The 20,877-nt window shown below is 63.1% G+C and carries 26 protein-coding genes; 12 read left to right on the forward strand and 14 right to left on the reverse strand.

What is annotated here, in order from left to right:
- The first annotated feature begins 91 nt into the window (after positions 1 to 91).
- Together AB5Y95_RS02045 and AB5Y95_RS02050 are read left to right on the forward strand one after the other, a co-directional pair.
- Positions 92 to 526 carry a flagellar basal body-associated FliL family protein gene (locus tag AB5Y95_RS02045; protein ID WP_042049789.1) on the forward strand — a complete coding sequence of 145 codons (435 nt, stop codon included), beginning with the start codon at positions 92 to 94 and terminating at the stop codon, positions 524 to 526.
- Positions 527 to 631: 105 nt separating this feature from the next.
- Positions 632 to 802, forward strand: a complete 171-nt coding sequence (locus tag AB5Y95_RS02050) for a hypothetical protein (protein WP_368159425.1) — start codon at positions 632 to 634, stop codon at positions 800 to 802.
- 4 nt (positions 803 to 806) lie between these two features.
- Here the strand turns inward: AB5Y95_RS02050 and AB5Y95_RS02055 are convergent, their stop codons facing one another.
- The 4 genes from AB5Y95_RS02055 to AB5Y95_RS02070 all read right to left on the reverse strand — a co-directional run bounded on the left by AB5Y95_RS02055 (position 807) and on the right by AB5Y95_RS02070 (position 3,507).
- The gene (locus AB5Y95_RS02055; protein WP_010635514.1) at positions 807 to 1,142 is read right to left on the reverse strand and encodes a DUF2799 domain-containing protein; all 336 of its coding nucleotides are present in this window, start codon (positions 1,140 to 1,142) and stop codon (positions 807 to 809) included.
- Between the two features lie 135 nt (positions 1,143 to 1,277).
- Positions 1,278 to 1,400 carry a hypothetical protein gene (locus AB5Y95_RS02060; RefSeq protein ID WP_005307545.1) on the reverse strand — a complete coding sequence of 41 codons (123 nt, stop codon included), beginning with the start codon at positions 1,398 to 1,400 and terminating at the stop codon, positions 1,278 to 1,280.
- Positions 1,401 to 1,474: 74 nt separating this feature from the next.
- Positions 1,475 to 2,455: an MDR family oxidoreductase gene (locus tag AB5Y95_RS02065; RefSeq protein WP_211027824.1), complete on the reverse strand. Its 981-nt coding sequence runs from the start codon at positions 2,453 to 2,455 to the stop codon at positions 1,475 to 1,477.
- Between the two features lie 29 nt (positions 2,456 to 2,484).
- Positions 2,485 to 3,507, reverse strand: coding sequence for a LacI family DNA-binding transcriptional regulator (locus tag AB5Y95_RS02070; protein ID WP_042049786.1), 1,023 nt, complete (start codon positions 3,505 to 3,507; stop codon positions 2,485 to 2,487).
- 252 nt (positions 3,508 to 3,759) lie between these two features.
- Here AB5Y95_RS02070 and AB5Y95_RS02075 point away from each other — a divergent pair, with 252 nt between their 5' ends.
- The 3 genes from AB5Y95_RS02075 to AB5Y95_RS02085 are packed head-to-tail and all read left to right on the forward strand — an operon-like array spanning position 3,760 to position 5,840.
- A complete protein-coding gene (locus tag AB5Y95_RS02075; RefSeq protein WP_368159426.1) occupies positions 3,760 to 4,203 on the forward strand; it encodes a PTS sugar transporter subunit IIA in 444 nt (147 codons plus the stop codon).
- A gap of 32 nt (positions 4,204 to 4,235) precedes the next feature.
- Complete coding sequence (locus AB5Y95_RS02080; RefSeq protein WP_016349013.1) at positions 4,236 to 4,523, forward strand: PTS sugar transporter subunit IIB; 288 nt, start codon at positions 4,236 to 4,238, stop codon at positions 4,521 to 4,523.
- A gap of 60 nt (positions 4,524 to 4,583) precedes the next feature.
- Entirely contained in the window at positions 4,584 to 5,840 is a 1,257-nt protein-coding gene (locus tag AB5Y95_RS02085) for a PTS ascorbate transporter subunit IIC (protein WP_005307528.1), read from the forward strand.
- A gap of 65 nt (positions 5,841 to 5,905) precedes the next feature.
- On the opposite strand, the gene waaA is transcribed toward AB5Y95_RS02085, so the two are convergent.
- Positions 5,906 to 7,171, reverse strand: coding sequence for a lipid IV(A) 3-deoxy-D-manno-octulosonic acid transferase (waaA, locus tag AB5Y95_RS02090; protein WP_368159427.1), 1,266 nt, complete (start codon positions 7,169 to 7,171; stop codon positions 5,906 to 5,908).
- 1 nt (position 7,172) lies between these two features.
- Positions 7,173 to 8,282 (reverse strand): lipopolysaccharide heptosyltransferase II, encoded by a 1,110-nt coding sequence (gene waaF / locus AB5Y95_RS02095; protein ID WP_337077370.1) that lies wholly within the window; start codon positions 8,280 to 8,282, stop codon positions 7,173 to 7,175.
- A gap of 241 nt (positions 8,283 to 8,523) precedes the next feature.
- Here waaF and AB5Y95_RS02100 point away from each other — a divergent pair, with 241 nt between their 5' ends.
- Positions 8,524 to 9,312 (forward strand): glycosyltransferase family 2 protein, encoded by a 789-nt coding sequence (locus AB5Y95_RS02100; protein ID WP_337077369.1) that lies wholly within the window; start codon positions 8,524 to 8,526, stop codon positions 9,310 to 9,312.
- Positions 9,313 to 9,400: 88 nt separating this feature from the next.
- On the opposite strand, the gene AB5Y95_RS02105 is transcribed toward AB5Y95_RS02100, so the two are convergent.
- On the reverse strand, positions 9,401 to 10,444 hold the full coding sequence (locus tag AB5Y95_RS02105; protein ID WP_010635522.1) for a glycosyltransferase family 9 protein: 1,044 nt from the start codon (positions 10,442 to 10,444) through the stop codon (positions 9,401 to 9,403).
- 222 nt (positions 10,445 to 10,666) lie between these two features.
- Between AB5Y95_RS02105 and coaD the strand changes: the two genes are divergently transcribed.
- Positions 10,667 to 11,149, forward strand: a complete 483-nt coding sequence (coaD, locus tag AB5Y95_RS02110; protein ID WP_042007869.1) for a pantetheine-phosphate adenylyltransferase — start codon at positions 10,667 to 10,669, stop codon at positions 11,147 to 11,149.
- Between the two features lie 54 nt (positions 11,150 to 11,203).
- Here the strand turns inward: coaD and AB5Y95_RS02115 are convergent, their stop codons facing one another.
- The 6 genes from AB5Y95_RS02115 to radC all read right to left on the reverse strand — a co-directional run bounded on the left by AB5Y95_RS02115 (position 11,204) and on the right by radC (position 14,882).
- Complete coding sequence (locus AB5Y95_RS02115; RefSeq protein ID WP_017780815.1) at positions 11,204 to 12,085, reverse strand: VirK/YbjX family protein; 882 nt, start codon at positions 12,083 to 12,085, stop codon at positions 11,204 to 11,206.
- Positions 12,086 to 12,263: 178 nt separating this feature from the next.
- Positions 12,264 to 13,076 (reverse strand): bifunctional DNA-formamidopyrimidine glycosylase/DNA-(apurinic or apyrimidinic site) lyase, encoded by an 813-nt coding sequence (gene mutM, locus AB5Y95_RS02120; RefSeq protein ID WP_010635525.1) that lies wholly within the window; start codon positions 13,074 to 13,076, stop codon positions 12,264 to 12,266.
- A 30-nt stretch (positions 13,077 to 13,106) separates the two neighbouring features.
- Entirely contained in the window at positions 13,107 to 13,562 is a 456-nt protein-coding gene (locus AB5Y95_RS02125) for a hypothetical protein (protein ID WP_139726416.1), read from the reverse strand.
- Between the two features lie 93 nt (positions 13,563 to 13,655).
- Complete coding sequence (rpmG, locus tag AB5Y95_RS02130) at positions 13,656 to 13,823, reverse strand: 50S ribosomal protein L33 (RefSeq protein ID WP_005307500.1); 168 nt, start codon at positions 13,821 to 13,823, stop codon at positions 13,656 to 13,658.
- An 11-nt stretch (positions 13,824 to 13,834) separates the two neighbouring features.
- Positions 13,835 to 14,071, reverse strand: a complete 237-nt coding sequence (rpmB, locus tag AB5Y95_RS02135; protein WP_005307492.1) for a 50S ribosomal protein L28 — start codon at positions 14,069 to 14,071, stop codon at positions 13,835 to 13,837.
- A gap of 136 nt (positions 14,072 to 14,207) precedes the next feature.
- On the reverse strand, positions 14,208 to 14,882 hold the full coding sequence (gene radC, locus AB5Y95_RS02140; protein WP_005307485.1) for a DNA repair protein RadC: 675 nt from the start codon (positions 14,880 to 14,882) through the stop codon (positions 14,208 to 14,210).
- Between the two features lie 147 nt (positions 14,883 to 15,029).
- On the opposite strand from radC, the gene coaBC reads away from it, so the two are divergent.
- From coaBC to AB5Y95_RS02160, 4 genes are all read left to right on the forward strand, one after another.
- Entirely contained in the window at positions 15,030 to 16,232 is a 1,203-nt protein-coding gene (coaBC, locus tag AB5Y95_RS02145) for a bifunctional phosphopantothenoylcysteine decarboxylase/phosphopantothenate--cysteine ligase CoaBC (RefSeq protein WP_005307482.1), read from the forward strand.
- Between the two features lie 40 nt (positions 16,233 to 16,272).
- Positions 16,273 to 16,731, forward strand: a complete 459-nt coding sequence (gene dut, locus AB5Y95_RS02150; protein WP_211049060.1) for a dUTP diphosphatase — start codon at positions 16,273 to 16,275, stop codon at positions 16,729 to 16,731.
- A gap of 68 nt (positions 16,732 to 16,799) precedes the next feature.
- Entirely contained in the window at positions 16,800 to 17,396 is a 597-nt protein-coding gene (gene slmA, locus AB5Y95_RS02155) for a nucleoid occlusion factor SlmA (RefSeq protein ID WP_005307475.1), read from the forward strand.
- Positions 17,397 to 17,596: 200 nt separating this feature from the next.
- Complete coding sequence (locus AB5Y95_RS02160) at positions 17,597 to 18,433, forward strand: mechanosensitive ion channel domain-containing protein (protein WP_099359903.1); 837 nt, start codon at positions 17,597 to 17,599, stop codon at positions 18,431 to 18,433.
- A 137-nt stretch (positions 18,434 to 18,570) separates the two neighbouring features.
- Here the strand turns inward: AB5Y95_RS02160 and AB5Y95_RS02165 are convergent, their stop codons facing one another.
- On the reverse strand, positions 18,571 to 18,759 hold the full coding sequence (locus AB5Y95_RS02165) for a holin (RefSeq protein ID WP_368159428.1): 189 nt from the start codon (positions 18,757 to 18,759) through the stop codon (positions 18,571 to 18,573).
- Positions 18,760 to 19,175: 416 nt separating this feature from the next.
- Here AB5Y95_RS02165 and pgi point away from each other — a divergent pair, with 416 nt between their 5' ends.
- Positions 19,176 to 20,825, forward strand: a complete 1,650-nt coding sequence (gene pgi / locus AB5Y95_RS02170; RefSeq protein WP_042007876.1) for a glucose-6-phosphate isomerase — start codon at positions 19,176 to 19,178, stop codon at positions 20,823 to 20,825.
- Positions 20,826 to 20,877: the final 52 nt, after the last annotated feature.

The following is a 20,877-nucleotide window of genomic DNA, read 5'->3' on the forward strand; positions in this document are numbered from 1 at the left end:
TAAATCAATCGAGAATTGTAAGAACATCCGTGCTTGACGGCCCCGATGGCAACATCAAAAATGGGGTATCTCTTGCTGATGAGCCATCCATATGAAGCTATTCAAATTTCTGCTGGTGTTGTTGCTGAGTTGTGGTGCACTCCAGACCTACGCCTCCGAAGGGGGGGAAGCACCCGCAGAAGGAGAAGCGGCGGCGGCCAAGCCGGGATTCCTCTACCACCTGCTGGATCCCGACATCATCACCAACTACCTGAGCGACGGTAAAACCCTCGGCTACGTCCGGGTGACGGTGGAGCTGATGGCCGAGAACGAGGCCGACCTCAAGCTGCTGGAGCAGCATGACCCCCTGATCCGCGACGCCATCATCCGCCTGATGGGCAGCAAGACCGCCGATCAGATCAAGTCCCTGGTCAGCCGTGAAGACCTGCGCAAGGAGTGCGAGACCCGGGCCAACGAGCTGCTGGTGAAAGAGAGCGGCAAGAAGGCGATACGCGAGCTCATCTTCACCAAATTCCTCTATCAGTAAGGTCCCCTCATCACGAGCGGGCCATGCGATCATCCGGGCCCGCTCGCTGTTTTAGAAATGAAAATTGATTACACTAGGGCCCACTGAGTTGTCGAGGTAGTCGGAATGGGCAACAAGACCCTGTGTGAATGGCGTCGCAGCGAGATCCCGGCCGATCTCAAGACCCTGCGCAAAATCGTGCGCAAACCCAAGTTCGTCTGCGGCAAGTGTGTCCGCAGCGCCAACGACAAGAGCTATCTGTGTCAGCCGCTGCGGTTGAAAGAGAAAGAAGCCTGACCGGCTATTGATCGGTCCAGCCCTGGCGCCCCTGCTCGAACAGCCGGCGTGCCTGGACGTCGTTGGGGCAGACCCCGCGGTACTCCTCACCGGAACGGCCCGCCAGATAGAGATGTTCCGGTCGGCAGTACCAGGCCAGCCCTTTCTGGTGTCCCTGTTTCCACAGCTCGGCATCCACCTTCTCGCCGCACTGGGCCTGATGGAACTCGACCCGCTCGGCGGTGAGGCCCAGCTTGCCATCCGCCTCCCCCACCTCGCTCCACACCTTCTCGCACGGATCATCCGAGTGGGAGGCACAGCCCCCAAGCAGGGCGGCAAACACTATCACCGAGAGTCGCATAGTCATCCTTGAGTGTCGTTTGGGCAGTTCATTCTAGCCAGCCCGCCGCCGGCCTCCAAGTGCCCGCCCCCATTCCTGTGAGCCGCCCAAAAAAACAGGCGGGCCCGAGGCCCGCCTGTGTATTCAATACGCGGATTACTGGTCGTCAAGAGGGTCATCGTCCTGCCAGCTCTCGTCTTCCCATTCATCCAGCTCGTCCTCCCAGGATTCCGGCTCCCACTCGTCGTCGAGGTCGTAATCCGGCTTGTGTCCACCCATGCTCATTCTCCTTGGATAGTGCACCCGCACTCAAAGTCTATCCAGAAAAATGGGGCTCGCCAGTCAGCGGGAGTTCAAAGTTTGACCAGGGTGCGGCCAGCAATCTTGCCCTGGGTGATGGCCTCGGCGGCCTCCACCACCTGCTCCAGTCCAATCTCGGTCACCGCCTGCGCGAAGAAGCTGGCGGGCAGATCCCGGGCCAGTCGCTGCCAGGCCAGCTGGCGACGTGCCAGCGGGCACATCACCGAGTCGACCCCTTGCAACCGCACGTTGCGCAGGATGAAAGGCATCACGCTGGTGGGCAGATCGAAGCCGCCCGCCAGGCCGCAGGCCGCCACGGCGCCGCCGTAGTTCATCTGGGCCAGCAGCTTGGCCAGCACCTGACTGCCGACACTGTCGATCGCCCCGGCCCACAGCTGCTTCTCGAGCGGCTTGGCAGGCTCCAGCAGCTCGCTGCGCGGCACGATGCGGCTGGCACCGAGCGCGGTCAGCATCTCGCCCTGCTCCTCGGGACGACCGGTCAGCGCCGCCACCTGATACCCCAGCGCGGCCAGCAGTGCGACCGCAGTGGAGCCCACCCCGCCGGCGGCGCCGGTCACCAGGATCTCGCCGCTGTGCGGGGTCACTCCCGCCTCTTCCAGCGCCAGCACGCAGAGCATGGCGGTCAGGCCGGCGGTGCCGATGCACATGGCCTGGCGCTCATCCAGCCCGGCCGGCAGCGGCACCAGCCAGTCGGCCTTGACTCGCGCCTGTTCGGCCATGCCGCCCCAGTGCCCTTCCCCCACACCCCAGCCGGTCAACACTACCTTGTCGCCCGGCTGATAGCGGTCGTCGGCAGACTCGAGCACGGTACCGGCGAAGTCGATGCCGGGCACCAGCGGCCACTGGCGCACTATCTTGCCCTTGCCGGTGATGGCCAGCCCGTCCTTGTAGTTGATGGAGCTGTAACTCACCGCCACCCGCACTTCGCCTTCCGGCAGCTGGCTCTCGCCCAGCCGGGTGAGGGTCGGTACCGTCTTGCCTTCTTGGTTTTCCAGTAACAGAGCCTTGAACATGGTTGCCTCTTTGATGAGTGTGAAAAGGATCAGCTGCTTTGCCGCTTCTGCAGCTGGAAGTCGAGGGTCAGCGCCGAGCCCATGACGGGTTCACCGGCCAGCTGACGCAAGATGAGATCGGCCGCCTCCTGCCCCATCCGCTGATAGGGGATACGGACCGAGGTGAGGGCCGGGTAGCAGGCGCGCGCCACGTCCAGATCGTCGAAACCGGCGATGGCGAGCTTGCCCGGCACGTTCAGGTGGCGGCGCTGGCATTCGAACAGCACCCCGGCCGCCAGCTCGTCGTTGACGCAGACCAGCGCATCCAGCTCGGGCCAGCGCAGCAGGAACTCCCCCAGCATGGCCGCCCCGGTGCTGAAGCTGGGTCGCTCCGAGGTGTTGATGATGGCGTCGGGGGAGAGGTAGTTGTCCAGCAGCGCCTTCTGCCAGCCCTGCATTCGCTGCTGCAGCATCCACTGCTCCTGGCGGGCGCAGAGAAAGCCGATATTGCGGTAGCCGCGCTCGATGAGGTGGCGGGTCAGCTGATAGCCGGCATCGAAGTTGGAGACCCCGACGTTCATGTCGATGGGGCTGCGGGCCATGGCCCCCACCTCCACCACCGGCAGGCGGGCCGCCTTCAGCCGCATGCGGATAGTCTCGCCGGGATCGCTGCCAAACAGCACCACGGCCGCCGGATTGTGCTGCAGAAAGCTGGTCAGCAGGCTCTCTTCCTGCTGTTTCAGGTGCTGGGCATCCCCCAGCATGATCTGGTAACCCTCCCGGCGCAGGCTCTGCTGCAGCCCGGCAATTACCTCGCCGCAGCCGCAGTCAGTCAGGCTGGGCACGATCACCACTATGGTCTGGGAGGTGGCGGAAGCCAGCGCCCCCGCCGCCCGGTTGGGGATATAGCCGAGTTCATCCACCGCCGCCTCGATGCGCTCGCGCATCTTGTCGGATACCAGCTCGGGGGTGCGCAGGGCGCGCGACACCGTCATGGCCCCCACGCCGGCCAGCTGGGCCACATCGTTGAGGGTCACCCGACCCGTGCTACGGCGTTTCTTCGCTTCTGACATCCTTTCCCTTCCTCGGCATACGGGTGCTCACTTTAAGGCAAAAGCGGGGCACTGACTATTTGCTCAAACCGGATTTTACCCCCTTTGAGGCCGACAAGGGGCAGGATGAATCCCTTCCATGAGAGAAATGATAGCGCTATCACAGATCGATGTTAGCGCTATCTGGTAGCGCTAACTTTCGCGATCAGGCTCACAGTTATCAGCCGGCAAGATCGCTAGATTGGCGCCATCTTATCCAGCCCGGACACTGCCATGCTGACCCAATTGCTGACCGAAGAGGTCATTTCCATCGAAGCGGGCGCCCGCGACTGGCGCCACGCCATCGAGCTGTCCACCGCCACCCTGCTGGCCAACGGCACCATAGAACCCTCCTATGTGGCGGCGCTCTACCGCTCCCACGAGGAGCTCGGCCCCTACTACGTGCTGGGCCCGGGCCTGGCCATGCCTCACGCCCGCCCGGAAGACGGCGTCAACCGGCTGGGACTGGCGCTGACCGTGCTGAAGGAGGGGGTCAACTTCGGCTCCGAGGGCAACGACCCGGTCCGGCTGCTGGTCACCCTGGCCGCCAGCGACAGCAACTCCCACGTGGAGACCATCGCCCAGCTGGCCGAGCTGTTCATGAATGAAGAAGACGTGGCGGCCATCATGGCGGCCACCAGCAAAGACGACATCCTGCGCATCCTGGCGCGTTATTGAGTGGCGCCCTGCGCCCGACAGAGGAAGAGCACATGAAGATTCTGGTTGTATGCGGACACGGCCTGGGCACCAGCCTGATGATGGAGATGAGCATCAAGAGCATTCTCAAGGAGCTGGCCGTGACGGCCGAGGTGGATCACCGGGATCTCGCTTCCGCCGGCAGCGAGAGCGCCGAGATCTTTGTCGCCACCCGCGACATCGCCGAACAGCTGGTCAGCATGGGCGTCGACGGCCGGCTGGTGTCCTTGGACAACATGGTCGACAAGGCCGCCATGAAAGAAAAACTCGCCATCGCCCTGCGCGAGCTGGGCGCACTCTAACCCCTTTGCAACTGTCTGGGCGGCCGGTGAGCCGCCGCTTCCATCTGCTTGGAGCTGACCATGGAATTTTTCAATTTTCTGATGTTTGACGTGCTGTCGGAGCCGGCCGTGCTGGTTGGCCTGATCGCCCTCATCGGCCTGATCGCCCAGAAGAAACCGGTGACCGAGTGCATCAAGGGCACGGTCAAGACCATCATGGGCTTCGTCATCCTGGGGGCCGGCGCCACCCTGGTGGTGAACTCGCTGGGCGACTTCGCCACCATCTTCCAGCACGCCTTCGGCATCAAGGGGGTGGTGCCCAACAACGAGGCCATCGTCTCCATCGCCCAGCAGTCGTTCGGCAAGGAGATGGCGATGATCATGTTCTTCGCCATGCTGGTGAACATCCTGATCGCCCGCCTCACCCCGTGGAAATTCATCTTCCTGACCGGTCACCACACCCTGTTCATGTCGATGATGGTGGCGGCCATCCTCTCCGCCGGCGGCATGAGCGGCATTCCGCTCATCGCGGTGGGCAGCCTGGTGGTCGGCGTGACCATGGTGCTGTTCCCGGCCCTCGCCCACCCCTACATGAAGCAGATCACCGGCTCCGATGACGTGGCACTCGGCCACTTCTCCACCTGCTCCTACGTGCTGGCCGGCTGGATCGGCGCCAAATTCGGCAACAAGGCCCACAGCAGCGAAGAGGTGCAAGTGCCCAAGAGCCTGCTGTTCCTGCGCGATACCCCGGTGGCCATCTCCTTCACCATGGGGATCATCTTCCTTATCACCTCTCTGTTTGCCGGTGCGGATTACGTCTCGGAAGTCGCCAAAGGCAAGCACTGGTTCATGTTCTCCCTGATGCAATCCATCACCTTCGCCGCCGGGGTCTACGTGATCCTGCAGGGGGTACGGATGGTCATCGCCGAAATCGTGCCGGCCTTCAAGGGGATCTCCGACAAGCTGGTACCCAACGCCAAGCCGGCGCTGGACTGCCCCATCGTCTTCCCCTATGCCCCCAATGCGGTGTTGATCGGCTTCCTGTCGAGCTTTGCCGCCGGGCTGGTGGGCATGGTGCTGCTCTACCTGCTGGGGCTCACCGTCATCATTCCGGGCGTCGTGCCACACTTCTTCGTCGGCGCGGCGGCCGGGGTGTTCGGCAATGCCACCGGCGGCCGTCGCGGCGCCATGCTCGGGGCCTTCGCCAACGGCCTGCTGATCACCTTCCTGCCGGTGTTCCTGCTGCCGGTGCTGGGGGATCTCGGCTTTGCCAACACCACCTTCAGCGATGCCGACTTCGGCGTGGTGGGGATCCTGCTTGGCCTTATCATGCGCTGAGCCGGTCTCTAAAATGCAAAACGGAGCGCCATGCGCTCCGTTTTTTTATGCCCACCACTCCCGACTCAGTCGTTCTCCAGGCTGGCGAGGCAGTGAGACAGGGTGCGCGCCAGCGCCCCCTGGTTGCGCAGCACCACGGCGCGGGCCTGCTCGCCCATCTCCCGGCGCCGGCCCTCGTCGGCCAGCAGCGCGCTCACCTGTTCCGCCAGCTCGGCGGCATCGGCCACCACGGCGGCGCCACCCTGGGCCACCAGCTGGCGGGTGATGTCGCTGAAGTTGAAGTAGGCGGGGCCGCTCAGGCAGGGTTTGCCGAGCGCAGCCGGCTCCAGCAGGTTGTGGCCACCCACCTTGACCAGGCTGCCGCCGACGAAGGCCACATCGGCCGCCGCCAGCATCAGCGGCAGCTCGCCCATGGTATCCCCCAAGTAAACCTTGTCGCGCTCGCCCACCGCACTGCCCGCCGTGCGCCGCACGCAGCCGTAGGGGGCGCACAGCGCTGCCACCCGCTCGAACCGCTCGGGGTGGCGCGGCACCAGAATGAGCAGCGCAGCGGGATGACGTTTGAGCAACAGATCAAAGGCGGCCAGCACCTGTTCGTCCTCTCCCTGATGGGTGCTGGCGGCAATCCAGACCGGCCGCTCCGCCCCCAGCAGCTGGCGCAGGGCACGGCCTTTGGTCTGTACCTGCTCATCGAGCTGGATGTCGAACTTGATGGAACCGGTCACCGCCAGCCGCTCACGCCCCAACCCCAGCCGATGGAAGCGATCCGCGTCGTCCTGGTGCTGGCAGAGCAGGTGGGTCAGCGGCCGGCTGAGGGCATCGAAGGCGCCCTGAAAACGGCCATAACGCCGGCAGGATCGCTCCGAGAGGCGGGCATTGATGATGGTCACCGGCAGGTGGCGCGCCTCGCAGGCCGCCAGCCAGTTTGGCCACAGTTCGGTTTCCATCACCCAGAGCGCGCGCGGTTTGACGGCCTTGAGAAACGCCGCCACCGCCCAGGGGTAGTCGAGCGGCGCGTAGCGGTGCTCCACCAGATCCCCCAGCCTGGCGGCCTGCTCGGCGCCGGTGCGGGTGGTGGTGGTGAGCAGGATCGGCAAGAAGGGCCGCTCGGCCTTGAGGGCGCGGATGAAGGGGCTGATGGCCAGCGTCTCCCCCACGCTCACCGCATGGATCCAGAGCGGCGCCTCCTGCCCGGTGGCGGGCGTTAGCCCCAGGTGCTCGCTCCAGCGCTTGCCAAAACCTGGTTTGCCCCTCTTCGGCTTGTAGAGCGCCAGCAACGCCAGCGGCAACCCCAGGTGGATCAGCAGGTTGTAGAGCAGCCGATAGCCCATGCTAGTGCGGCTCCCCGCGCTTGCCCGGCTCGGCGACAAAACGGGGAGGTTCGCCGGGCGCCAGCGGCGGGGCCGGCGTCTCGCTGCACTCCAGCCGGCGGCCGGCCTCGATGACCTGCTCCGGCATCAGCTCGATCAGGCACTTGAGGTGACCGAACTTGCAGGTGCGCTTGAAGCAGGGGCGGCACTCGATGTCGGTGTGGACGATCTCGACCCGGTCCGCCAGCGGCGGGGTGTAGAGCGGCGAGGTGGAGCCATAGACCCCGATCAGCGGCCGGTTGAGGGCGGCGGCGACGTGCATCAGGCCGGAGTCGTTGGCGATCACCCGCCCGGCCAGCGCCATCAGGTCGATCGCCTCGTACAGGCTGGTCTTGCCCGCCAGCACGTGGCAGTTGGGGCGCGACAGCGGGTTGATCCGGTCGCGAATGGTGTTGGCCACCGCCGCGTCCTTGCCGGAGCCGAAGATCCACACCTGCCAGCCCTCGTCGAGGTGCTTTTGTGCCACCACGGCGTAGTGGCCCTCCGGCCAGCGCTTGGCCGGGCCGAACTCGGCCCCCGGGCAGAGCACCAGCACCGGGCGGGCGCGATCCAGCCCGAGTCGCGCCAGCGCTTTCTCCTGGTTGACGAGATCGACGTTGAGGGCCGGCTGGGGGATGGTCGGGATGTCGGCCCGGCTCTTCATCTGCGTCTTGGGATAGGCCAGTGCCAGGTAGGCCTCCACCATCAGCGGAAAAGCGGACTTGTTGCTGCGCATGTCGTTGAGCAGACCGAAGCGGTGCTCGCCCTTCCAGCCGGTGCGCACCGGGATGCGGGCAAACCAGGGGATCAGCGCCGACTTCATGGAGTTGGGCTGGATGATGGCCTGATCGTACTTTTCGGCCGCCAGCTGCTTGCCGAGCCGACGGCGGGCTCCCAGCTTGAAGTCGCCGTGACCAAGCGGCATCGGGATGGCCTTGTCCACCTCCGGCATCCGCTCCAGCAGGGCACCACACCAGGCGGGCGCCATCACGTGCAGCTCGCTGTCGGGGTGGTTGGCCTTGATCGCCTTGTAGAGGCTCTGGGACATCACCATGTCGCCGACCCAGGAGGGGCCGATCACCAATATTTTCATCTCGCACTTCTCCAGGGCCACGCCCTGCGGTTAATCGTTGCTGGCCGAGATTATGCCCGAAGAATGGCCCGAGAAATAACAGAAGATCCCGCAGCCATGCATCCTGGCGCCAAAAAACAACCCATTTGAAGCCGGCGCTCGTCCCACCGCCGGAACCATGCTCCGCCTGCCGTTTTAGGCTAGAATGGGCGCCAATTTGAGCATGGCCCGCCAGTCGGGCGCCAACAAGAGCCTTTAATCCGTGAACAAACCGACTCTGGCGGCTGTCCTTATCGTCAAGAATGAAGCCGAAAACCTGCGCCCCTGCCTCGCCTCCCTCGACGGACTGGTCGACGAGATCGTCATCATGGACTCCGGCAGCCAGGACGAGACCCCGGCCATCGCCGCCGAATTCGGCGCCCGCTTCTTCGTCAACCCGGTGTGGCCGGGCTTCGGCCGCCAGCGCCGGCTCGCCCAGTCCCACGTGCAATCCGACTGGGTGCTGTGGCTGGATGCGGACGAGCGGCTCACCCCCGAGCTGAAAGCCGCCATCGCCGACGTCATGGCCAACCCGGCCAGCGACACCATCTACTCGATCCCGCGCCTCTCCTGGGTGTTCGGCCGCTTCATCCGCCACAGTGGCTGGTACCCGGACCGGGTGCTGCGCCTCTATCCCAAGGATCTCACCAGCTACAACGAGGTGCTGGTGCACGAGAAGGTGGAGGTACGTGCCAACATGAAGATCGTCAACCTGCACGGCGACCTGCTCCACTTCACCTATCGGGATCTGGAACACTACCTGGTCAAGTCCGCCGGCTATGCCCGCGCCTGGGCCGATCAGCGCACCGCCCGTGGCAAGAAGGGCTCCCTCGGCCAGGGGCTGGTGCACGCACTGGGCTGCTTCCTCAAGATGTACCTGCTCAAGGCCGGTTTCCTCGACGGCAAGCAGGGGCTCTTGCTGGCCATACTGTCGGCCCACTCCACCTTCGTGAAGTACGCCGACCTCTGGATCCGCCAGCAGCCGCAGGCACCGGAACAGGCGGACAAGTAAGCCGCCGCAGATAGGCGCTGCCAGCGAGCAGCCCCCCATACGAGACAGGGCCCTTGAAGGGCCCTGTCTGCATTTGCGCTATCCGCTATCACTGCTCGCTGCGCCAGAACGGCGGTGCCCAGCGGGCGATCGCCGCCGCCATGGTCTTGGGATCGAGCTGACTCATGTCTTCCGGGTGATCGCTGTCTTCCGGCGGGCTGAACGCCAGGTGACGCCCCTCGCTGTTGAGCGGACGCCAGCGCAGCGGCGTTGCCGAGCGGTGCGCCGGGAAGAAGCCGATGGTGGGCACATCCAGCGCCGCGGCGATGTGCAGCGGCCCTGTGCTGCCCGCCACGAACAGGGCGGCGTTGGCCATCACCTGGCAGAACTTGGGCAGCCCCTCCTCGGAGCGGTAGATCCAGCCGTTGCCGCCGTGGGCCAGCAGCTCGGCCGCCAGCTGTTCGGCGATCTTCTCCTCCCCCGGCCCCGCCGTCAGGATGCACTGCAGCTCGGGACAGGCCTGGTTGAGCTTGATGATGAGGCGGGCGTACTGCTCGATGGAAAGGTTGTTGGCCGAGCCGCCGCTGCCGGCATGCACCATCAGCCAGGGGCGGCCGGCATCGAGCCGCAGGCGGGCGGCAACCTGCTCGCGCACCTGTTGCAGGCTCTTCGCATCGAAGCTGAGGTAGGGGCCCTGCGGCTCCACCGCGCTCACCTGCTGGTCGGCAAGGAAACGGCGCACCAGATCCAGGTTGTATTCGTACTCCGGCTTCTGGGAGCGGGAGCGGCGCTGGATCAGGCGCTGGTTGTAGAGCACCTGGGCCAGCTTGGTGGCCGGCGCCAGCCGGTAGGGAATGTGCGCCTTCCACACCAGCATGGCGTTGCGGGAGTTGGAGAAGAGGCAGATGGAGGCATCGAAGGCGGCCGCCTTGATGCGTGCCTGCAAGGCACGTTGTTGTTCCTTGTCGGCCCGCGAGCCCGGATCCAGGATGATCTCGTCAATCCAGGGGCAGAGGCGGGCCAGCGGCGCCGTGTAGGCGGGAACCAGGGCAGTCACATGACACTCCATGGAGCGCTTGAGCATGGCAAAACTCGGCCAGGCCAGCATGAAGTCACCAATCTTGTCATTGCGGACTACCAGAATACGTTTCATAAAAAATCCCTTTGCTCCCTGTCACCAACGCAAGGAGGCTTGATGCGCGATGCGGTATTCTTGCCTGATGTATCGCTATTCTCAAGCGAAGACGCCCGTCGGTGCTGATTTGACGCGGCAAAGCCACCATCGGGGCGCCAAAACTCGCCCCATTGCGGTCGCGCCAATCCCCCAACAGCCCCTATAATGCGACCAAATTTCCCGGTTGCAGGAATCAGCAGCATGACCAACAAGGTAATCTATCCCGGCACCTTCGATCCCGTCACCAACGGCCATACCGATCTCATCGGCCGGGCCGCCAGACTGTTTGACCAGGTGGTGGTCGGGGTGGCCAACAGTCCGAGCAAGCGGCCGCTGTTCGATCTGGACGAGCGGGTTCAGCTGGCCCGCCAGGTGACCGCCCACCTGCCCAACGTCAAGGTGGTCGGCTTCTCCGGCCTGCTGGTGGACTTTGCCAAGGAGCAGCAGGCCAACGTGCTGATCCGCGGTCTGCGCGCCGTCTCCGACTTCGAATACGAGTTTCAGCTGGCCAACATGAATCGCCGCCTGATGCCGGAGCTGGAGAGCGTGTTCCTCACCCCGGCCGAGGAGAACTCCTTCATCTCCTCCACCCTGGTGAAGGAGGTCGCCCTGCACGGCGGCGACATTCGCCAGTTCGTCGACCCCATAGTGGCGGCCGCCATCAAGGCCAAACAGACCAGATAACAACGAAACAGGCTACCCGAGGGTAGCCTGTTTGCTGCTGGGGGCCTGTGCGGCTCAGCCCGCCAGACGCGGGCCCAGCAGCTGCTGGCCTGCCAGGGTCAGCTGATCGAGCCACTCGTAGCGGCGCCGGTACATGGCCCGCTTCTTGGAGGCGATCTCCTCCAGCGGTTTGCGCTGGGCGGGCTGCAGCCGCACGAAGTTGGCGTCCAGATCGGTGGCGCCGAACTCCTGCCACAGCTCGTCATAGTCCGCCTGCAGACAGGCCTTCTTCTTCTTGCTGTAGCGACGGGCCTGATAGATGTGGGCCTTCATTCGCACCGCCGAGATATGCTCGGCCTGCATCGCCTCGGCCAGCTGCATCACCAGCATCACCACCAGCGACTTGGGCCGCACACCGTGGCCCTCCTTGGTCAGCGCACGCACCTTGTCCTGCGCCTGCTCGATGCAGGGCTCCGGGCCCTGTACCGAACCGATCACCACCGCCAGCCGGTTGGGGGTGCCGGCCAGCGAGAAGGCGCAGCTGTAGAGCCGCTTGCCCTGCGGGTCGACGATGGAGAGGGCCAGCTCCGCCTCGCGGCGGAAGGTGCCGTCGTGGCGCAGCACGATGCGGCAGCCGCTCTCGGGATAACGGCCAAGCTCGATGCCATCCCCCAGATAGAGCGGGTCGATCAGATCCGGGTAGCGAGCCAGCATCAGCCGATAGTGGTTTTCCAGCATCTCGGCCCGCTCGGTCGCGGTGGAGCCGGCGAAGCGATAGGGTCGCATCGGCTTGTCGAGCAGTTCGGGATAGTGGGCGGGCAGGGCCTTGAGCGGTTCGGCCTGGAACAGCTCGAACACCCGGCTCAGCTGTTGCCGATAGAGCAGACTGCGCAGCACGAACTTGGCGCGATTGAAGGTCTTGCGGGCGCTGTCATCGGGATAGAGGAAGCGCGCCATTTTTTGGGCACAATAGTGCCCCTGCCGGGACAAATGGTCCCAGTCTATTGATTTAGCTGTCATTTTATTGTCTCAAACCGCCTGAACGGCCGAGATAGTAGTGACGGGCGAGCAAATATTCAACAGACTGGAAATACTCTCTTACAACTTGGCCGTTTCAGGCCGAAAAAACCGCGATTCAGCGCTGACAGTGGGAACAGAACACGGTCGTGCGCTGCCCAAGCCGGATTTCGCTGAGCAGGGTGTGGCAGTGAAAACAGGGCTGGCCACCCCGCCCGTACACCTGCAACTGCTGCACGAAATAACCCGGTTTGCCATCCGCACTGGTGAAATCCTTGAGGGTGGTGCCGCCCTGCCGAATCGCCTCGGCCAGCACCCGCTTTATCTCCCCTACCAGGGTGCCCAGCCGCTCGGCGCTGATGTTGCCCGCCGCCCGCTTGGGATGAATGCCAGCGGCATAGAGCGCCTCGTTGGCGTAGATGTTGCCTACCCCGACCACCACCTGGTTGTCCATCAGGAAGGTCTTGATGGCAGTGCTGCGCCCCTTAGCACGCTCACGCAGGTAATCGGCGTTGAAGGCGTCGGTGAGCGGCTCAGGCCCCAGCTTGGCCAGCAGCGCATGCGCCTCGGCCGGCTCGCGGGTCCACAGCAGGGCGCCGAAGCGGCGCGGATCGTTGAGCCGCAGCAGCTTGCCGTTCTCGAGCTCGATATCCACGTGATCGTGCTTCTCGGCCGGGGTGCCGATGTCCAGCACCCGCAGGCTGCCCGACATGCCCAGATGGAGGATGGCGGTACCGAAGTCGGTCTCCAGCAGCAGGTACTTGGCGCGGCGGCTGACCCGGTGGATGGTGAGGTCCACCAGCTCCTGGATCTCCCCCGGCACCGGCCAGCGCAGACGGCCGTCCCGCACCACCACCCTAGTGACCTTGATGCCGGTAAGCCAGGGCGATATGCCCTGGCGGCTGACTTCGACTTCCGGTAATTCAGGCATGGGATCCTCGTGCTGACGCTGAAAAATGGGTTAGGGAGCGGGACGCAGCAGGCTGCGATACTGCTCCTGGCTCAGGCTGAGCCAGGTCGAGGGGGGCAGCAGGGCGGCAAACTTGCCGTCATCCTGATAGAGCCCCACCTCGATGGGGTCGCTCTGGCCAGCGACCCAGATCTTGAGGGTAACCGGATTGCCGCGCACGGCTTCGCCGGGCGGCAGCAACCAGCCCTGCCAGGCCTCGATGTGCGCCGCCAGCTGGGCACTGCTGAGCCCCAGGTCCGGCCCGCTGCGCCAGCCCTGCCCGATGCGCTCTATCTGCCAGCTCGGCCCCTGCCAGGTGAGCACCACGGCGCTCTCCGGCAACAGCGGACGCGCCCGCTTGGCGGTGTTTTCCTGCTGGGCGATCTCCAGCCGGTGCAACAGGGTGATCACGATCAGCACCACCACAATGATCACGTTGTTCCAGCCTCTGCGGCTCAATTTGAACATGGCAAGCCTCCCTTCGAACCGGCAGTGTACTGAATTCCAGCCATAAAAAAACCCGGCACAGGGCCGGGTTTTTGGGAATGCAGCATCAAGTAATTACTTGATTTTGCCTTCCTTGTAGATCACATGCTGACGAACAACGGGATCAAACTTTTTGATTTCCATTTTTTCGGGCATGGTGCGCTTGTTTTTGGTAGTGGTATAGAAGTGACCAGTACCGGCGCTGGAGTTCAGGCGAATCTTCTCGCGAATACCTTTAGCCATGATCTAATTCCTTATACCTTAACACCGCTGGCGCGCAGTTCAGCCAGAACCACTTCAACGCCACGCTTGTCGATGATACGCATGCCTTTTGCGGATACGCGCAGGCTTACGAAGCGTTTTTCACTCTCAACCCAGAAACGGTGAGTGTGCAGGTTCGGCAGGAAACGACGCTTGGTAGCGTTGTTAGCGTGCGAACGGTTGTTACCAACTGCCGGGCGCTTGCCGGTTACTTGGCATACTCTAGACATGTCAGTCTCTCCAAATCTTACTTCATTGCTCGAGCAAATATCTGCCCCGCTGGCCTTCGATTGCGGGGCAAACAGAAGGCGGCATTTTATACAGCATCCGTGATCAAAGATCAACTAATACGGCGCCAGAGCACAGTCATAACCAACCGCGCTCGGCGAAAGAAACCGTGATGCCATCACCGATCACCAAGTGATCCAGCACTCTGATATCGATCAGGGCCAGGGCGGCCGTGATCCGATCCGTGATCTGGCGGTCGGCCCTACTGGGCTCGGCGACGCCGGACGGGTGATTATGCGCCAGAATCACGGCGGCTGCATTATGTTTGAGTGCGATCTGCACGATTTCTCTGGGCCAGACGCTCGCCGAGTCGAGGGTGCCGTAAAAAAGTTCAACGAATTGAATCACTCTGTGCTGATTGTCGAGCAGCAGCAGGGCAAACACCTCCCGCGGCCGATCCCGCAGCTGGGCCTGCAGATAGTCTCGGGTCAGCTGGGGCGAGGTGAGTGCATCCCCCCGTTGCAGCTGCTGCGCCAGATGACGTTTACCCATCTCCAGCACCGCCTGCAGCTGGGCATATTTGGCTGGGCCCAGGCCATGCGCCTCGCAGAAGGCACGTCGGTCCGCCCCCAGCAGATTGCGCAGCGATCCGAACTGATTCAACAGGTTGCGGGAGAGATCGACCGCACTCAGGCCACTGACCCCGGTGCGCAGGAAGATCGCCAGCAGCTCGGCATCGGACAAGCCGCCCGGGCCGTGACGCAGCAGCTTCTCACGGGGTCGTTCATCCTCTGGCCACTCCTTGATGCTCATTTGTCTCTCCTTCGCGCTATTGAGAGAAAACATAGCAAAGAAATCACGGGAGCCCGGCCACAAGACCCCCATGTCAGCCTCTGTCGTCCACTGCTGCCTGTGGTATCTTAGCCGACCAGTCAGAGTGAGCCGGAAGAGAAACAGCAGATGAGATTGGCCGATAAACGCATCCTGTTGGGTGTCAGTGGCGGGATCGCCGCCTACAAGAGTGCCGAGCTGGTGCGCCGCCTGAAAGATCAGGGCGCCGAGGTACGGGTGGTGATGACCCGCTCCGCCAAGGAGTTCATCACCCCGCTGACCCTGCAGGCCGTATCCGGCCACCCGGTGGCCGACAGTCTGCTGGATCCCGCTGCCGAGGCGGGCATGGGCCACATCGAGCTGGCCAAATGGGCCGATCTGGTGCTGATCGCCCCCGCCAGCGCCAATCTGATGGCCCGCATGGCCGCCGGCATGGCCGACGAGCTGCTCACCACTCTCTGCCTGGCCACCCCGGCACCGGTGGCGCTGGCGCCGGCCATGAACCAGCAGATGTATCTCAACGCCGCCACTCAGGCCAACCTCAAGACCCTCGCCAGTCGCAGCATTCTGCTGTGGGGGCCGGATTCCGGCAGCCAGGCGTGCGGTGACGTGGGCCCGGGCCGGATGCTGGATCCCCTCGAGCTGGTTGAACGCTGCTGCCAGCAGCTCACCGCCGAGCCGCTGCTGGCCGGCGTCAGGCTGCTGCTCACCGCCGGGCCGACCCGTGAAGCGCTCGATCCAGTGCGCTACATCAGCAACCACAGCTCCGGCAAGATGGGCTATGCCATCGCCCGTGCCGCCCGTGAAGCGGGTGCCGAGGTGACGCTGGTGAGCGGCCCGGTGGCACTGGCCACCCCGGCCGGCGTCACCCGCGTCGACGTCGAGAGCGCCGAGCAGATGCACCAGGCGGTCATGAGCCGGGTCGGCGAGAGCGACCTCTTCATCGGCTGCGCCGCCGTCGCCGATTATCGCCCCGCCCAGGTGGCCGAGCAGAAGATCAAGAAGACCGGCGACAACAACCAGATGCAGCTGACCCTGGTCAAAAACCCCGACATCATCGCCGCCGTGGGGGCTTTGTCAGACAAACCCTTCACCGTCGGATTTGCCGCAGAAACCGTGGATGTGGAACAATACGCCCTCGACAAACTGCAGCGTAAGCGGCTGGACATGATCGCCGCCAACGACGTATCCCGTGCGGGCCAGGGCTTCAATGCCGATGACAACGCCCTCACCGTGTTCTGGCAAGGGGGTCAAGCCCCTCTGCCCCTGGCCGATAAGCTGACGCTGGCTCGTCACCTGATTGCCCTGATTGCACGCCATTACCGGCGCTGAGCCAGTCAATCGACCACCTCCACTCCAATAAAAACGATTTATGACAACACAAATTGAACTGAAGATTCTGGATGCCCGCATCGGCACCGACTATCCGCTGCCTGCCTACGCCACACCGGGCTCCGCCGGCATGGATCTGCGCGCACTGCTGGATGCCCCGCTGACGCTGGCCCCGGGTGATACCACCCTGGTACCAACCGGGCTGGCCATCCACATCCAGAATCCGGGCCTGTGCGCCACCATCCTGCCCCGCTCCGGCCTCGGCCATAAGCACGGCATCGTGCTGGGCAACCTGGTCGGCCTCATCGATTCCGACTACCAGGGCCAGCTGATGGTCTCGGTATGGAACCGCGGCAAAGAGGCGTTCACCATGCAGCCCGGCGAGCGCATCGCCCAGCTGGTGATCATGCCGGTGGTTCAGGCCAGCTTCCAACTGGTCGATGAGTTCAATCAGAGCGAACGGGGTGAAGGCGGTTTTGGTTCTTCTGGTCGCCAATAACAGACCACACCGGCCCGAGCGGCGGTGCCTAATAACAGAATCAGGCCATTGTTTTTTTAGGGGAATCCATGGCAAGCAGTAATCAGAAACAGAGTCGGCGCGATCAGATCCTGCAGGCGCTCGCCCACATGCTGGAGACCAGCCCAGGCCAGCGCATCACCACGGCCCGTCTGGCGGCCGAGGTGGGGGTCTCCGAGGCAGCCCTCTATCGACATTTTCCCAGCAAGGCGCGGATGTTCGAGGGGCTGATCGACTTTATCGAAGATTCCCTGCTGTCACGGGTCAACCTGATCATGGCCGAAGAGAAGGACACCATGAGCCGCTGCCACCACATACTACAGCTGCTGCTGGTGTTCGCCGAGCGCAATCCCGGTATCACCCGCATCCTCAACGGCGACGCCCTGCTGGGAGAGCACGACCGGCTGCGGGATCGCATCAGCATCCTGTTTGACAAGCTTGAGACCCAGATCAAGCAGGTGCTGCGGGAAAAACGGCTGCGCGAAGGCCAGGGCTTCCAGCTCGACGAAACCATGCTGGCCAACCTGCTGCTGGCCTACACCGAGGGGCGCATCAGCCAGTTCGTGCGCTCCGAGTTCAAAATCAAACCCACCGCTGGCTTTGAAGATCAGTGGCAGTTTATCCGCAGCCAATTGCTGCAGAGCTGAGCAACACGCCCGGCGACAATGCATTCGCAATCAGCCGCGGCAACGCCGCTCCAGGTGAGTTGCAGTAAAGAGGGAGGCCTTGGCCTCCCTTGTTTTTTGTGGCACAAAAGAGGCGGTGAGCACCAGATGCGACCCGGACTGTCGCATGCCAATGTTAGATTCATGCGTCATAAACCTTTTATCGCCTGACAGGACACCCTATGGAACCCGAAATCATTACCGAAGCGCAGACCTGGCTGGTCAACAACCAGGGCCTGCTGATCGAGTATGCCGTCAACATCGCGGCCGCCCTGCTCACCCTGCTGGTCGGCTACATCGCCGCCAACCTCATCAGCGGCGCCGTGGTCAAGGTGATGCAGTCCCGCAAGCTGGACACCACTGTCACCCACTTCGTCGGCAGCATCCTCAAGTACGCCATCCTGGTGTTCGTGGTGATCGCCGCGCTGGGCCGGGTCGGGGTGCAGACCGCCTCCTTCGTCGCCATTATCGGTGCCGCCGGTCTGGCCATCGGTCTGGCGCTGCAGGGCTCGCTCTCCAACTTCGCCGCCGGCTTCCTGCTGATCATCTTCCGCCCCATCAAGGCAGGCGAGTTCATCGAGGTGGCAGGCACCAATGGCGTGGTGCAATCCGTTCAGCTGTTCACCACCACTCTCACCTCAGGTGACAACAAGATGGTGGTGGTGCCCAACTCCGCCATCCTCAACGGCACTATCGTCAACTACTCGCGCATGGATACCCGCCGCGTCGACATGACCTTCGGCATCGGCTACGGCTCGGATCTCCGCAAGGCCAAGCAGATCCTGGAGCGGCTGGTGAACGAAGAGCCGCGCATCCTCAAGGAGCCGGCAGCCACCATCGCCGTCGCCGCGCTGGCCGACTCCTCGGTCAACATAGTCGTGCGCCCCTGGGTCAAGACCGGCGACTACTGGGGAGTCTGGTTCGACTTCCACGAGAAGGTGAAGCTCACCTTCGATGCCGAAGGCATCGAGATCCCCTTCCCGCAGATGGTCATGCACATGCAAAAGCCGCAGGCGTAAACGCGGTTTTGCAGCCACCCACAATGCCAGCCTTCGGGCTGGCATTGTCGTCTCTGGCCTCGGCAGGGGTGAACACGACCATAAAAAAGCCGGCCACAATGGGCCGGACTTTGTTTTCAGCATTCCAGGGCGTCGGCTTACACCAGCCGACGTGCCACCCGGTTGAGCAGCGGTTGCACCAGCACATATCCCCCCAGCACGGCACTGATCACCGCCAGTACCCGCAGCGGCAAGGTAGGGGCCGCACTGGTCAGCACCAGGGTCAACAGGCCGATGAGGCCGGTGGCGATCAGGCTAAGGGCAAACAGGGACAACACAGCTTTCATAGCGATCTCCTCACTCCAGACAGTAGCCATCCCTGGGAGATCTCGTCCATGCGACACCCATGCTAGCCATCTTGGGCCGCCGACAATTTGCGCCTGCGCATGAAATGAGCGAAAAGGCGTCTATCGAATACTCTTTTGGCTGCCATGCCAGGTTGCCACCCCGCTCGAAGCATGCCTCGCCCTGAAAGCCCTTTCAGCGGCTGCAAGCCCGACCAAGTATGCGCAAACGCAAGATCCGGCTGCCATGAGTGACTCATAATCGCAGCGTTTTGGTTGTAAACTCGGTCGATGGCAGACAATTGGTAAAGCTCTGTTACACGGGCTGCGCAGCTGGCCCGGTATAATGCTCGAATAATAAGGTTTGGCGGGAGCCTTGCCTGCAAGGTTCATACACAACTTGGAAGACTGATAATCCTATGAAAAACATCAATCCAACCCAGACCCAGGCCTGGCAGGCACTGGAAGCCCACTTTGCAGCGAACAAAGAGACCCGGCTCAAGGATCTGTTCGCCCAGGATCCCCAGCGTTTCGACAAATTCTCCCTCACCTTCGGCGGCGACATCCTGGTCGACTACTCCAAGAACCTGATCACCGAAGAAACCCTCAAGTTGCTGATTGATCTGGCCAAAGAGACCGATCTTCGCAGCGCGATCGACGCCATGTTCAATGGCGACAAGATCAACATGACCGAAGGCCGCTCCGTACTGCACGTGGCCCTGCGCAACCGCTCCGACCGCCCCATCGAGTGTGACGGCAAGGATGTGATGCCGGAAGTGAACGCCGTACTGGCCAAGATGAAAGGCTTCTGCGAGAAGATCATCAGCGGCGAATGGAAAGGCTACACCGGCAAGGCGATCCAGCACGTGGTCAACATCGGCATCGGTGGCTCCGATCTGGGCCCAGTGATGATCACCGAGGCGCTGCGTCCCTACAAAAACCACCTGCAGATGCACTTCGTCTCCAACGTCGATGGCACCCACATCGCCGAGACCCTGAAGAAGATCGATCCGGAAACCACCCTGTTCCTGGTGGCCTCCAAGACCTTCACTACCCAGGAGACCATGACCAACGCCCTGACCGCCCGTGACTGGTTCATCAAGATTGCCGGTGACAAGGCCCACGTTGCCAAGCACTTCGCCGCCCTCTCCACCAACGGCAAGGCCGTGGCCGAGTTCGGCATCGACACCAACAACATGTTCGAGTTCTGGGACTGGGTTGGCGGCCGCTACTCCTCCTGGTCTGCCATCGGCATGCCTATCGCCCTGTCCGTCGGTTTCGAGAACTTCGAAGCCCTGCTGCAAGGCGCCTTCGAGATGGACATGCACTTCGCCACTGCCTCCTATGAGCAGAACGTGCCGGTGCTGCTGGCGCTGATCGGCCTGTGGTACAACAACTTCCATGGTGCCGAGTCCGAAGCCATCCTGCCGTACGATCAGTACATGCACCGCTTCCCTGCCTACTTCCAGCAGGGCAACATGGAGTCCAACGGCAAGTACGTGGATCGCAACGGCAAGCCGGTTGACTACCAGACCGGCCCCATCATCTGGGGTGAGCCGGGCACCAACGGCCAGCACGCCTTCTACCAGCTGATCCACCAGGGCACCAAGCTGATCCCCTGTGACTTCCTGGCACCGGCCATCAGCCACAACCCGATCGGTGACCACCACCCGAAACTGCTGGCCAACTTCTTCGCCCAGACCGAGGCGCTGGCCTTCGGCAAGAGCAAGGAGCAGGTCGAAGCCGAGTTCCTGGCCGCCGGCAAGACGCTGGAGCAGGTCAAGGATCTGGTGCCGTTCAAGGTGTTCGAAGGCAACCGCCCAACCAACTCCATCCTGTTCAAGAGCCTGACCCCGAAAACCCTGGGTGCTCTGATCGCCATGTACGAGCACAAGATCTTCGTACAGGGCGCAATCTGGAACATCTTCAGCTTCGACCAGTGGGGCGTGGAGCTGGGCAAACAGCTGGCCAACAAGATCCTGCCGGAGCTCAACACTGCCGAGGCTGTCACCAGCCACGACTGCTCCACCAACGGCCTTATCAACACCTGGAAAGCGTGGAAAGCCTGATTTAGCCAGCCTTTCTGAATGCAAAAGCCCCGCTCGATGAGCGGGGCTTTTT

It is taken from the genome of Aeromonas sp. R5-3 (assembly GCF_040908225.1).
Classification (GTDB): Bacteria; Pseudomonadota; Gammaproteobacteria; order Enterobacterales; family Aeromonadaceae; genus Aeromonas; species Aeromonas dhakensis.

What these genes read in the sequence shown, in the direction of transcription:
- AB5Y95_RS02070 (WP_042049786.1), bottom strand. Translation starts at nt 3,507, where the DNA reads ATGTCAGAAGCGAAGAAACGCCGTAGCACGGGTCGGGTGACCCTCAAC.
- rpmG (WP_005307500.1), bottom strand. Translation starts at nt 13,823, where the DNA reads ATGGCTAAAGGTATTCGCGAGAAGATTCGCCTGAACTCCAGCGCCGGT.
- coaBC (WP_005307482.1), top strand. Translation starts at nt 15,030, where the DNA reads ATGAGATTGGCCGATAAACGCATCCTGTTGGGTGTCAGTGGCGGGATC.
- AB5Y95_RS02065 (WP_211027824.1), bottom strand. Translation starts at nt 2,455, where the DNA reads ATGTTCAAGGCTCTGTTACTGGAAAACCAAGAAGGCAAGACGGTACCG.
- AB5Y95_RS02045 (WP_042049789.1), top strand. Translation starts at nt 92, where the DNA reads ATGAAGCTATTCAAATTTCTGCTGGTGTTGTTGCTGAGTTGTGGTGCA.
- waaA (WP_368159427.1), bottom strand. Translation starts at nt 7,171, where the DNA reads ATGGGCTATCGGCTGCTCTACAACCTGCTGATCCACCTGGGGTTGCCG.
- AB5Y95_RS02055 (WP_010635514.1), bottom strand. Translation starts at nt 1,142, where the DNA reads ATGCGACTCTCGGTGATAGTGTTTGCCGCCCTGCTTGGGGGCTGTGCC.
- AB5Y95_RS02160 (WP_099359903.1), top strand. Translation starts at nt 17,597, where the DNA reads ATGGAACCCGAAATCATTACCGAAGCGCAGACCTGGCTGGTCAACAAC.
- AB5Y95_RS02075 (WP_368159426.1), top strand. Translation starts at nt 3,760, where the DNA reads ATGCTGACCCAATTGCTGACCGAAGAGGTCATTTCCATCGAAGCGGGC.
- AB5Y95_RS02050 (WP_368159425.1), top strand. Translation starts at nt 632, where the DNA reads ATGGGCAACAAGACCCTGTGTGAATGGCGTCGCAGCGAGATCCCGGCC.
- AB5Y95_RS02125 (WP_139726416.1), bottom strand. Translation starts at nt 13,562, where the DNA reads ATGTTCAAATTGAGCCGCAGAGGCTGGAACAACGTGATCATTGTGGTG.
- mutM (WP_010635525.1), bottom strand. Translation starts at nt 13,076, where the DNA reads ATGCCTGAATTACCGGAAGTCGAAGTCAGCCGCCAGGGCATATCGCCC.
- AB5Y95_RS02060 (WP_005307545.1), bottom strand. Translation starts at nt 1,400, where the DNA reads ATGGGTGGACACAAGCCGGATTACGACCTCGACGACGAGTGGGAGCCG.
- waaF (WP_337077370.1), bottom strand. Translation starts at nt 8,282, where the DNA reads ATGAAAATATTGGTGATCGGCCCCTCCTGGGTCGGCGACATGGTGATG.
- radC (WP_005307485.1), bottom strand. Translation starts at nt 14,882, where the DNA reads ATGAGCATCAAGGAGTGGCCAGAGGATGAACGACCCCGTGAGAAGCTG.
- AB5Y95_RS02080 (WP_016349013.1), top strand. Translation starts at nt 4,236, where the DNA reads ATGAAGATTCTGGTTGTATGCGGACACGGCCTGGGCACCAGCCTGATG.
- AB5Y95_RS02115 (WP_017780815.1), bottom strand. Translation starts at nt 12,085, where the DNA reads ATGGCGCGCTTCCTCTATCCCGATGACAGCGCCCGCAAGACCTTCAAT.
- slmA (WP_005307475.1), top strand. Translation starts at nt 16,800, where the DNA reads ATGGCAAGCAGTAATCAGAAACAGAGTCGGCGCGATCAGATCCTGCAG.
- coaD (WP_042007869.1), top strand. Translation starts at nt 10,667, where the DNA reads ATGACCAACAAGGTAATCTATCCCGGCACCTTCGATCCCGTCACCAAC.
- rpmB (WP_005307492.1), bottom strand. Translation starts at nt 14,071, where the DNA reads ATGTCTAGAGTATGCCAAGTAACCGGCAAGCGCCCGGCAGTTGGTAAC.
- AB5Y95_RS02105 (WP_010635522.1), bottom strand. Translation starts at nt 10,444, where the DNA reads ATGAAACGTATTCTGGTAGTCCGCAATGACAAGATTGGTGACTTCATG.
- pgi (WP_042007876.1), top strand. Translation starts at nt 19,176, where the DNA reads ATGAAAAACATCAATCCAACCCAGACCCAGGCCTGGCAGGCACTGGAA.
- AB5Y95_RS02085 (WP_005307528.1), top strand. Translation starts at nt 4,584, where the DNA reads ATGGAATTTTTCAATTTTCTGATGTTTGACGTGCTGTCGGAGCCGGCC.
- dut (WP_211049060.1), top strand. Translation starts at nt 16,273, where the DNA reads ATGACAACACAAATTGAACTGAAGATTCTGGATGCCCGCATCGGCACC.
- AB5Y95_RS02165 (WP_368159428.1), bottom strand. Translation starts at nt 18,759, where the DNA reads ATGAAAGCTGTGTTGTCCCTGTTTGCCCTTAGCCTGATCGCCACCGGC.